General features: G+C 63.5%; 8 protein-coding genes. 3 read left to right on the top strand and 5 right to left on the bottom strand.

Annotated elements, in window-relative coordinates:
* Positions 1-209: 209 nt before the first annotated feature.
* From ABIB44_RS14375 to ABIB44_RS14360, 4 genes are all read right to left on the bottom strand, one after another.
* Positions 210-647, bottom strand: coding sequence for a PepSY-like domain-containing protein (locus ABIB44_RS14375; RefSeq protein ID WP_354585341.1), 438 nt, complete (start codon positions 645-647; stop codon positions 210-212).
* A gap of 78 nt (positions 648-725) precedes the next feature.
* Positions 726-2,042 (bottom strand): sensor histidine kinase, encoded by a 1,317-nt coding sequence (locus ABIB44_RS14370; protein WP_354585340.1) that lies wholly within the window; start codon positions 2,040-2,042, stop codon positions 726-728.
* 252 nt (positions 2,043-2,294) lie between these two features.
* Complete coding sequence (locus ABIB44_RS14365) at positions 2,295-2,972, bottom strand: response regulator transcription factor (protein WP_354585339.1); 678 nt, start codon at positions 2,970-2,972, stop codon at positions 2,295-2,297.
* A 126-nt stretch (positions 2,973-3,098) separates the two neighbouring features.
* The gene (locus tag ABIB44_RS14360) at positions 3,099-3,947 is read right to left on the bottom strand and encodes a hypothetical protein (protein ID WP_354585345.1); all 849 of its coding nucleotides are present in this window, start codon (positions 3,945-3,947) and stop codon (positions 3,099-3,101) included.
* Positions 3,948-4,562: 615 nt separating this feature from the next.
* Here ABIB44_RS14360 and ABIB44_RS14350 point away from each other — a divergent pair.
* Positions 4,563-5,543: an efflux RND transporter periplasmic adaptor subunit gene (locus tag ABIB44_RS14350; protein WP_354585338.1), complete on the top strand. Its 981-nt coding sequence runs from the start codon at positions 4,563-4,565 to the stop codon at positions 5,541-5,543.
* A gap of 130 nt (positions 5,544-5,673) precedes the next feature.
* Positions 5,674-8,871: an efflux RND transporter permease subunit gene (locus ABIB44_RS14345; protein ID WP_354585337.1), complete on the top strand. Its 3,198-nt coding sequence runs from the start codon at positions 5,674-5,676 to the stop codon at positions 8,869-8,871.
* A gap of 115 nt (positions 8,872-8,986) precedes the next feature.
* Here ABIB44_RS14345 and ABIB44_RS14340 read toward each other — a convergent pair whose 3' ends face one another.
* Positions 8,987-9,145 carry a hypothetical protein gene (locus ABIB44_RS14340; RefSeq protein ID WP_354585336.1) on the bottom strand — a complete coding sequence of 53 codons (159 nt, stop codon included), beginning with the start codon at positions 9,143-9,145 and terminating at the stop codon, positions 8,987-8,989.
* Positions 9,146-9,640: 495 nt separating this feature from the next.
* On the opposite strand from ABIB44_RS14340, the gene ABIB44_RS14335 reads away from it, so the two are divergent.
* Complete coding sequence (locus ABIB44_RS14335; RefSeq protein WP_354585335.1) at positions 9,641-10,447, top strand: phosphatase PAP2 family protein; 807 nt, start codon at positions 9,641-9,643, stop codon at positions 10,445-10,447.
* Positions 10,448-10,546: the final 99 nt, after the last annotated feature.

Genomic DNA, 10,546 nt, shown 5'->3' with positions numbered 1-10,546 from the left:
GCCCCCCCCCCCGCCCCCCCCCCGCCCCCCGCCCCCCCCCCCCCCCCCCCCCCCGCCCCCCCCCCCCGCCCCCCCCCGCCCCCCCCCCCGCCCCCCCACCCCCCCCCCCACCCCCCCCCCCCCCCCCCCCCCCCCCCCCCCCCCCCCCCCCCGCTTCTCATACGTCAAATTCAGCGCCAGGCTGCCTACGGCGGCGCTTTTTTTAGCGGCTACCGCTTCACTTCGGTGCCATCGGGGTTAAACAAAACGTCGCGGTGCTTGCCTGCCTGGCTGATTTCGGCCTCGTAGGTAGTGGCCCCGGTGGCGGCCGTCACGATTTTGGCCGCTTCCGTGATTTTATAGGCTTTGTAGCTGGTGGCCAGCGCCTTTTGCACGCTGGCGGGCAGCTGGGATACGGCCATTTCCGTTTCGGTTTCTTTCAGCACGCCGGCGGCGGTGATGACGGCCGACATCTCGGCTTTACCCATGTCGAAGCCGGCCTCATAGTCGGCTCCTTCCTTCTCCCATTTCACGGCTTTCACGGCGGGGAAGTTTTTTCTGAATGCGTCCGTGACGGCAGCCGGCACGTTGGCGGCGGCCACTTTCTGGGCGTGGGCGGCGGGAGCCAGCAGCGCGGCGGCAGCCAAGGTCAACACGAGGTTTTTCATGGTAAGGTTGTTGGGTTCGGTGAATATCGGCCCAAACCTACTTACTCATCCTGTGGCTTTTCTGTCCTCATTCTGAGCTTATTCTGAAGCCGTGAGGGCGGCCGGGGCCGCCGCGCCAACCGCAACGGGCGCGGCGGGCAGTGCCACGCGCAGGATGTGGCGGGTCCCGTGCTCGGCCAGGGTGTAGCGCAGGCCGAAACCGTAGTGCGCGCAGATTTGCTGCACGATACTCAGGCCCAGGCCCGGCGAGTCGGAAGCCGCGTTGTGCTTGCGGAAGCGTTCGAAGAACCGGGCCGGGTCGCCGGTGGTGGCCGGGCCGGTGTTGCTCACTTTCAGCTCGTGGCGGGTGAGGGTGACCATCAGCTCGCCGCCGCGCACGTTGTGGCGCACGGCGTTTTGCAGCAGGTTTTGCAGCAGCGAATCGGCCAGACCGGGGTGGAGGTACACTACCACGGGGGCCTGCGCGATATCGAGGCCGTAGCGCAGCTCGCGGGCTTCAAACAAGGGTTCGAGCTGGGCCATTTTCTCGGTCAGCAGCTCATCGAGGCGGATGGGCTGGGCCTCGCCCACCTGCCGGTTCTCGATTTTGCTGAGCAGGCTCAGCGCCTGGTGCAGGCGCGAAAGCCGCAGCGTGCCCCGGTACAGCTCGGCCACGAGTGGGCCGGCGGTCACGTCTTCGGCTAGGGCGGGCACTTGCAGCAGCTGTTCGAGCTGGGCCTGCATAATGGCCAGCGGCGTTTGGGTTTCGTGGGCCGCGTTGGCCGTGAACTCGCGCAGGTTTTCGTAGTCGGCCACCAGGCGCTGGCTGAAGCCGTTCAGGGCCTGGTTAAGCTCGGCAAATTCTGCCACGGCGGGCGCGGGCAGTGCCAGCGGCTGGTGCTGCTGCAGGTTATAGCCGCGCAAGGCGCCCAGCGTGTATCGAAACGGGGCCCACAATCGGGCCGAGAGCCAACGGTTCAGCCCCACCATGCCGGCCAGCAGCAGGGCCAGCACGGCTATCATCACGGCCAGCACCACGCCCAGCAGGTCTTCGGTTTCGACCAGCGACTTGCGCAGGGTGATGGAAACCGGCGGCTGCCCGGGCGCAGCCAGCGCGAAGCTGAGCTGGCGGTGCGGCACCATTTCGTGCTCTTGGGCATCAAAAAGCACCGTATCGCGCAGGCCGGGGTGGCGGGGCTGGCGGTCGATGTCGAGCAAACCAGCCAGCTCGGCCGCCGGCAACTGCTGGCCAGCGCGGGCCCGGGCCAGCATTTCCAGGCGGCGGCCGGCCAGCTGTTCGTCCACTTCGGCCCGCAGCGCCCAGCTAATGCCGTAGTACAGCCCCACGCTGCCCACCCCGAACAGAAAAAGAGCCAGCAATAAGTAGTACCGGGTAGTGGCGTTGAGCAGGTTCATTGGAGCGGCGAAGTCAACAAAAACCTTCCTCAAATTACCAAGGAAGCGTTATTTTGCCCAATTATAAATGATGGCAGGGGTAATGGTATGTGAGTAACCAGGAAGGATAAATAGATTTTATAAATTATATATTTATTTACAAATGTAATCCAGTTATCCGACTTACCTCCCTGCGGACCCATCTTCATTTTCGCTGCGCACGAATGCCGCCTTCTTAATATGATGTAAGCCACGACGTTGGCTATTTCACAGCTACTCCTGGCTCAGCTTGTACCCCACCCCGTACATGGTGCGGATGTAGTTATCGGCCCCTTTCTCCTGCATTTTTTTGCGCAGGTTTTTGAGATGGGTATAGATGAAGTCGAACGAGTCGGCCGTGTCCACGGCATCGCCGCAGAGGTGCTCGGCGATGGCCTCTTTGGTGAGGATGCGCCCCGGGTTGGCCAGCAGATACAGCAGCAGGTCGTATTCTTTTTTGGTAAGCATAATTTGCTCGCCGCGGACGTGTACTTCGGCCAGGTCGGGCAGCACCAGCAGGTCGCGGAAAACGATTTGCTGCTGGCCGTTGAAGTTGCGACGGCGGATGATGGCCCGCACCCGGGCGTTGAGCTCGGAGAGATGAAAGGGCTTGATGAGGTAATCGTCGGCTCCGAGGTCGAGGCCCGCGATTTTGTCATCGAGCGCGTCGCGGGCCGTGATGATGAGCACGCCCGCCGGCGAACCCTCGGCCTTGAGGGCGCGCAGCAAATCCAGGCCCGTGCCGTCGGGCAGGGTCAGGTCCAGCAACACGCAGTCGTATTGGTAGAGCTCGATTTTTTCGTGGGCCTGAGCGAAGCTGGCGGCTTCGTCTACCACGTAGCCGGCCTGGCGCAGCGAGCCGGCCAGGGCCGTGCGCAGCGCTGCTTCGTCTTCAACAAGCAGAATTTTCATAGTTGGGTAGGCCGATTTGGCGGGGCCGGGAGCGAAGGACGCACCAAAGGTTGAAGACTTTCTGACCTGTTGTGCGTATGCACGGCACCGGGCCCGGCTTCCGGGCCGGGCCCGGCCCGATTTTCTTCAGAATCCCCCCGCAGCTTTGTGGCGCTTATCATCCTCCCCCATCAGTTGTTCGTTCGCCTTCCCCGCCTGATTGGGGGCCTGGTCCTGGTTGGCCTGCCCACCCTGTTTGCCGGCGCGGCCCGCGCCCAGGGCGTGCCGGCTCCGGCCGTGCTTGCCCCGCTGCCCGCCGTGGCCGCCGCGCCCGCCAGCCCGCGCCGGCTCGATGACTTCCTGCTGGTGGCCCGCCGCAACAGCCCACTGCTGCGCGAAACGGCCAACCAGGTGCGCCAAAACCGCATCGATAGTCTGGTGCGCGCCCGCCAGAACGGCGTGCAGGTGGGCGGCATCGGCTCGGCAATTTTTTACCCCAGCATTACCAAAAAGGTAGACGGCCAGGATGTGCAGGTGCTGGGCTACGACAATGCGGTTTCCAACGGGGGCAACTTCGCAGCCTTTGCGCAGGCGACCAAGCCCTTGTTCAACCGCTTTCAGCTCCAAAACGACTACCAGATAATAGCCAGCCAGGGCCAGGTGCTCCGCAACAATGGCCAACTTTCGGCGTTGGACCTGCGCCGCAACATCACCGACCAGTTCATCACCGCCTACGCCGCCGAAACCCAGCTCAGCTTCAGCCGCACGCTGCTGGCGCAGCTGCGCCAGCAAGATGCAATCCTGCGCCAGCTGGTGAACGGCGGCATTTTCAAGCAAACGCAGTACCTGAGTTTCTACCTTTCGGTACGCACCCAGGAGGTGACCGTGGAACAAAACCGCCTGGCCTACCGCCGCGAGCTGGGCACCCTGCGCGCTCTGGCCGGCGTGGCCGACACGGCGCTCATCAGCATTGAAGCGCCCAACCCGCCCACCCATCGCCCACTGGCCGGCCTGCTGGCCCCGGCCCAGCGCCAGTACACCCTCGACAGCCTCCGCCTGCTGCTGGACCGCCGCGCCGTGGATGCTTTTTACCGCCCCAAAGTGAGCGCCGTGTTCGATGGCGGCCTGCAATCATCCTCCTACCTGCCCGCGATGCTGGGCCATAGCCTGGGCATCGGGGCCGGTTTGCAGCTGGGTATTCCAATTTTCGACGGCCACCAGCGCCAGCTGCAATACCAGCGCATCGAGCTGAGCGAGCGCAGCCGCAGCGGCTACCGGCAGTTTATCACGGTGCAGCGGCGGCAGCAGTATGAGCAGCTCGAAGGCCTCATTCGGGCTTCGGATGCGCTGCTGGAACGCATCCGCGAGCAGCTGCGGGTGGCCGATGCGCTGGTGGGGGCCGCCCGGCAGCAGCTGGCGACGGGCGACGTGGCCATTCTCGATTATCTCAACCTGGTGACCAGTTACCGAACCTTGCAATTCAGCCTGACCCAGGCGCAGACGGACCAGCTCAGAAGCCGGTTTGCATTGGATTACCTGGCCGAGCAGTAGCGCTACTTTGTTTGTGCTGTCAGGCGGAGCGCAGCGCCGCCTGACGTGCTTATTCCCTTTATGAATTTCCTCACCCGCCACCTACACTTTCTCCTGCTCCTTCCCCTGCTTGCGGCCTGCGGAGCGAAAGACCCCGCCGCCGCCGGCGAGGCCGCGCCCGCTAGTGACGCCGAAGAGGCCACCGTGAAGCCCAAGGCGCTGGTCACCATCGGCAGCATCCAGACCGATACGCTGACCGACGTGCTGCGGCTGAGCGCCGTATCGGCGTTTCCGGCCAAGGATGCGCTGCGGGCTACCACCACCGGCTACGTGCTGCCGCCCACGCCCGTGGTGGGCCAGCTGGTGCGGGCCGGCCAAACGGTATTCACCATCCAAACCAAGGAATCGCGAACCCTGCATCTGGATAAGCTCACCGGCGACCCACGCCTGAAATTCAGCGGCATTATTCCAATAAAATCGGGCCGCTCGGGCATTATGGCTACGGTCGACAAGCTGGCCGGCGACTACGTGCAGGACGGCGAGCAGCTCGGCCTCACCTATGACAAAAGCCGCTTTGGCTTCGTGCTCGACGTGCCCGCGACGCAGCTGCGCTACGTGCGCACCGGCCAGAGCTGCCGTATTTTCCTGCCCGATGGCCGCCTGCTGAACGGCCGCGTGGCCGAAGTGCTGGCCACCGCCGATGTGAGCATCCAAACCCAGCGCTACACGATTCGCCCCGTGGGCACCTTCCCCGATTTGCCCGAAAACCTGGCGGTCCAGGTTGAAATCGACAAAACCGCGCCGCGCCTGGCCAACACCCTGCCGCGCGGCGCGGTGCTGACGGACGAAACCCAAACCCAGTTTTGGGTAATGAAGCTGCTGAATGACTCCACGGCCGTGAAAGTGCCCGTGACGGTGGGCGCACAGGAAAAGGACCACATCGAAATCAAAGCCCCCAGCTTCAATCCGCGCGATAAAATCTTGCTCAGCGGCAACTTCGGGCTGGATGATACGGCGGCCGTGAAGGTGACGCGGCCGGTAGCGGCGACAGAAAAAGAATAGTAAAAGAACGTCATGCTGAGCTTTTCGAAGCATCTCTACCGCTTCGTTGAGCCGATTGGTTTACTACTGAGGTAGAGATGCTTCGACAAGCTCAGCATGACGTTCCAGGAAGCCAAGAATAGCCAATCCAATGCCCAATCGTCCTTCCATTTTTCAGGCCTACAAGGCCCCCATCGCGGTGCTGCTGGCGCTGGCGCTGGCGCTGGGCACGGTGGCCTACCGGCGCATCAACGTGGCACTGTTTCCGGAGGTGACCTTTCCGAAGGTGAAGGTGATTGCCGAGAACGGCCTAGAGCCCGTCGACCGCATGATGGTGACCGTGACCAAGCCCATGGAAGATGCCATGAAGCGCGTGCCGGGGCTGAAACTACTGCGCAGCACCACCAGCCGCGGCAGCTGCGAAATCTCGGCTTTCCTGGACTGGGGCGTGGATGTGGCCAAAAGCCAGACGCTGTTTGAGTCGCGCCTGAACCAGATTCGGGGCGACCTGCCCCCCACCGTACAAATCACCGTCGAGCGCATGAACCCGGCTATTCTGCCGGTGATGGGCTACACGCTGGAAGCCCCGGGCAAGTCGGCGCTGGAACTGCGCAAGCTGGCCCTGTACACCATCAAGCCATTTTTGTCGCAGGTCGATGGCGTGTCGTCGGTTCAGATTCAGGGCGGGCGCACCAAAGAGTACCAGGTGCAGCTGCTGCCCGACCAGCTGGCGGCCCTCGGGCTGGGACCGGATGATATTACCAAGTCGCTGACGGCCACTAACTTCGTGCAAAGCAACGGCTACCTCAGCGACTACCGCCGCCTCTACTTAACGGTGACGGACGCCACCATTCTCCAAAAAGAGGACCTCGAAAACATCGTGCTCCGCAACGACGGCCGCCGCATCGTGCGCCTGGCCGACGTGGCCACCGTCAGCCTCGGCGAGCAGCCCGAGTACACCCGCATCAACGCCAACGGCTCCGACGCCGTGCTTATCTCCATCCTACGCCAGCCCGATGCCAACGTGGTGCTGGTTTCGGATGGCGTGCGGGCCAAAGTGGCGGCGCTGCAATCGGGCCTGCCGCGCGGCGTAACCATGGCTCCGTACTACGACCAGGCCGATTTCGTGGCCGAAGTGGTGCGCTCGGTGCAGGACGCGCTCTGGATTGGCCTGGCGCTGGCCCTCGTGGTCACGGCGCTGTTTCTGCGCTCGTTCCGGGCCACGATGACCATTCTGGGCACTATTCCGGTGGCGCTGGCGCTCACCATCGCGGTGTTGTATTTCGGCCTTGGCTACTCCTTCAATATTATGACGCTGGGGGCCATTGCCGCCGCCATCGGCCTGATGATTGACGATGCCGTGGTGATGGTGGAGCAGTTGCACCGCGTGGGCGAAGAGCACCCCGGGGCCACGCCCGGCGAGGTGGTGCGCCGCTCGGTGAGCCACTTACTGCCCGCGCTCATTGGCTCCAGCCTGAGTACGATTGTGATTTTTCTGCCGTTCGCGCTGCTGGGCGGGGTGGCCGGGGCGTATTTTAAGGTGCTGGCCACCACGATGGTGGTGGCGCTGGTATGCTCGTTTCTGGTGGCGTGGCTGGGGCTGCCGGTCATATACTTGCTGCTGTCGCGGAAACCCAAAGCCAAGGAAATACACCCTTCGGCCGACAACTCCACGCTGGACCAGCCTGCAGAAGCGAGCGACCCTTACTTCGCCGACGAAACCCAGGCCCTGCCCGCTGCTACCGCTGCGGACCCTGCCAATGTTGATGCCCCTACCAAAGCCACCGCCGGCCACCACGAAATCCCCTGGGTGAAGGCCGTCATTCGCCACCCGGCCTACTCCATCATCGGCATCTTGGTGCTCATTGGGAGCATGGTGCTGATTATTCCGCGCCTGGCCACCGGCTTTTTGCCCGACATGGACGAAGGGGCCATCGTGCTCGACTACAACTCGCCGGCTGGCACCAGCATCGAGGAAACCGACCGCATGCTGCGCCAGGCCGAAAAGCTGATTGTGAAGGTGCCGGAAGTGGCCAGCTACTCGCGCCGCACCGGCACCCAGATGGGCTTTTTCATCACCGAGCCTAACCGGGGCGACTACCTCATTCGCCTGAAAACCGACCGCAAGCGCACGACGGAGGAAGTCATTTCCGACATTCGCCAGCGCATTGAGGCCACCCAGCCGGCCCTTACCATCGACTTCGGCCAGGTTATCGGCGACATGCTGGGCGACCTTATGAGCACCGTGCAGCCCATCGAAATCAAGGTTTTTGGGCCCGATGCCACCAAGCGCTACGCCCTGGCCAACCAGGTAACCAAAGTGGTGGAGGGCGTGGCCGGCACCGCAGACGTGTTCGACGGCATCGTGCGCATGGGCCCGAGCGTGGACGTACGGCCCGACCCGCGCCGCCTGGCCCAGTACGGCCTCACCGCCACCGATTTCCAGACCCAGCTGCAAACCCAGCTGGCCGGCACCACCGCCGGGGCCGTGCTCGAAGGCGAGCAGCTGCTCAACATCCGGATGCGCTATCCCAACGCCGCCCAGGCCACCCTGGCCCAGCTGCGCGGCGAGCCCGTGTTCCTGCCCAACGGGCAGCGCCGCCGCCTCGACGAGCTGGCGACCGTGCGCGTAACGGCCGGCGACGCCGAGCTGGAGCGCGAAAACCTGCAGGCCATGACCGCCGTGACGGCCCGCCTCGACGGCCGCGACCTGGGCGGGGCCATGGCCGAAATCCGCCAGAAGCTGGAGAGCCAGGTGCCGCTGCCGCCCGGCTACTTCATCCAGTACGGCGGTTCGTATGCCGAGCAGCAGCAGTCTTTTCAGGAGCTGCTCACCATTCTGGGCACGGCGTGCTTGCTGGTGTTCGCGGTGGCGCTGTTTCTGTTTCGGGACTTGAAGGCCGCCGGGCTGATTCTACTCATTTCCATTCTGGGGCCGGCCGGCGGCTCGCTGGCGCTGTATCTCACCAATACGCCGCTGAACGTGGGCTCCTACACCGGCCTGATTATGGTGGTAGGCATCATCGGGGAGAATGCGATTTTCACTTTCCAGCAGTTTTTCGAAGTACTGGCCGAGGGCAACCCCGTGGAGCAGGCCGTGGGCTACGCCATTGCCGCCCGCCTGCGGCCCAAGCTGATGACGGCCCTGTCGGCCATCGCGGCGCTGGCCCCGCTGGCGCTGGGCATCGGGGCGGGCGCGCAGCTGCACCAGCCCCTGGCCATTGCCGTGATTGGGGGCCTGATGCTGGCCCTGCCGCTGCTGCTGATGGTGCTGCCCAGCCTGCTGCGGCTGGCCTACCAGACGAAAACGCTGCCGGAGAAACCCGCTCTGGCAGCGCAGGCGGCATAGCAGATTCCGAATCGAAGTATGCGGGAACATCGTCGATGAGATATTCCCTCCTGGTTGATTCCACTGCCGCACGCGACATGCTTGGCTGCATTCGGCACGGCGTTCAGCTACTTGGCTAATCGGACAAAACGGCCGTTTCGGGGTGCTGCTCGAAAAACTCGTCGCACCAGCGGTACACGTTCTGCAGCTCCTCGCCCCGGGCCAGGGCGTGCGCTTGCGTAACCCCGATGGACTCGCCCATTTTCCAGGGCTCGCCCTGGTTCAGGGCTTGCATGATTTTGGATTATGAAATCGACGCCAGCGCGGCGGGCCATAGCGGTGGCATGGGCAATGAGCTGGGCGGCCACCGCCGCGTTGGCGGCCCGGCCGCCGTAGCGCAGAAACTGCTTGTGCGCGGCCTATTCCCCCGCCGAGCGGGTGAATAGCAGAATGGCGACGGACGAGCTAAGCATGAACCAACTAAACAGCCAGAAGCCCGCTAAGCCCGCCTACGCAGGCCTGCTGGGGGCGGCCGATGTACGGGCGCAACCAAAATGCAGTCTGAATAAAAAGGTTCGTAACCCGAGTGCGCGCTGGGTACGACGGCCCGGCCGGAAAGCCCGCGCTTGGCTACGGCGCTGAGCCTATACTGGACCATCTGCTTTTGGCTTACGTGCAAGTGTTAGATAGCCAACATATTAAGATTTTCCTCAGAATTGAACGTTACGTTTACATTAACTGGCCGTAGTAGGACCAAAATGCTTTTCTGTCTTTCCCCGAATTTTTATTCATGCGCTCCTTTATTCTAACTCGATTCGCAGCCGTCGCGCTGCTGCTGAGTAGCCTCCCCGCCTACGCCCAGCTACCGGCCACCGCCCCCTCCGATACCACCAAAAAATACGAGAATCCCAAGGGGGTTTCCACTGGGGCAAAGGCGACCTTCTTCAAAAGTAAGCTGTTCCGGGCCGTCGCTATTCCGGCCGTAATGATAACCTACGGGGCCATCACGGCGCAGGGCGATGCGGGCATCAACCACAGCTCGCAGGAGTTCGTCCGCAAGCAGTTCCGGCCGGTGAGCACCGGCTTCGACAACACGCTGATTATCGCACCGTACTTCGAGCTGGCCGCAGTGGCCATCGCGGGCGTGGAGTCGCGCAACGACCGGGTCAACACCCTCCTCATCATTGCCAAGGGCGAGGCCATTATGCTGGCCTCCACCTTTGCCGTGAAGTACCTGCGCGGCGAGCCCCGCCCCAACGGCTCCGACAACCTCTCGTTCCCGTCGGGCCACACGGCGCAGGCGTTTCTGGCGGCCAGCATCGTACACACCGAGTTTCGGGACAAAAGCCAGTGGTACGGCGTGGGCGCGTACACCATTGCCACCAGCGTGGCTGCCCTGCGCATGATTAACGACAAGCACTGGCAGTCCGATGTGGTGGCCGGCGCGGGCTTCGGCATTCTATCCGCTCACTTGGCCTACCTCAGCCACCGCAACCGCTGGGGCCGCAAGTCCATCGGCCGCGATATTGGCATGGTGCCGGCCTACTTCGGTGGCGGGGCCACGGGCATGAGCATTTCCTGGCGGCCAAAGAAGTAGGCGGGATTTTTCCCGCTTCTTAGCCCCTGCCTTCCCGGCATTGCATTGGTATACCCGATGCATGGCCGGAAAGGCAGGGGCTGTGTTTTGCCCGCTAGG

The organism is Hymenobacter sp. UYCo722, assembly GCF_040547115.1.
Taxonomy (GTDB): Bacteria; Bacteroidota; Bacteroidia; order Cytophagales; family Hymenobacteraceae; genus Hymenobacter.
Note: the sequence above shows the minus strand (reverse complement) of the source record. Positions and strands in the feature narration are given on the sequence as shown.

Excerpts from the sequence above, each read along its gene's own strand:
- ABIB44_RS14375 (WP_354585341.1), bottom strand. The coding sequence starts at position 647 with ATGAAAAACCTCGTGTTGACCTTGGCTGCCGCCGCGCTGCTGGCTCCC.
- ABIB44_RS14370 (WP_354585340.1), bottom strand. The coding sequence starts at position 2,042 with ATGAACCTGCTCAACGCCACTACCCGGTACTACTTATTGCTGGCTCTT.
- ABIB44_RS14365 (WP_354585339.1), bottom strand. The coding sequence starts at position 2,972 with ATGAAAATTCTGCTTGTTGAAGACGAAGCAGCGCTGCGCACGGCCCTG.
- ABIB44_RS14360 (WP_354585345.1), bottom strand. The coding sequence starts at position 3,947 with ATGGGTGGGCGGGTTGGGCGCTTCAATGCTGATGAGCGCCGTGTCGGC.
- ABIB44_RS14350 (WP_354585338.1), top strand. The coding sequence starts at position 4,563 with ATGAATTTCCTCACCCGCCACCTACACTTTCTCCTGCTCCTTCCCCTG.
- ABIB44_RS14345 (WP_354585337.1), top strand. The coding sequence starts at position 5,674 with ATGCCCAATCGTCCTTCCATTTTTCAGGCCTACAAGGCCCCCATCGCG.
- ABIB44_RS14340 (WP_354585336.1), bottom strand. The coding sequence starts at position 9,145 with ATGCAAGCCCTGAACCAGGGCGAGCCCTGGAAAATGGGCGAGTCCATC.
- ABIB44_RS14335 (WP_354585335.1), top strand. The coding sequence starts at position 9,641 with ATGCGCTCCTTTATTCTAACTCGATTCGCAGCCGTCGCGCTGCTGCTG.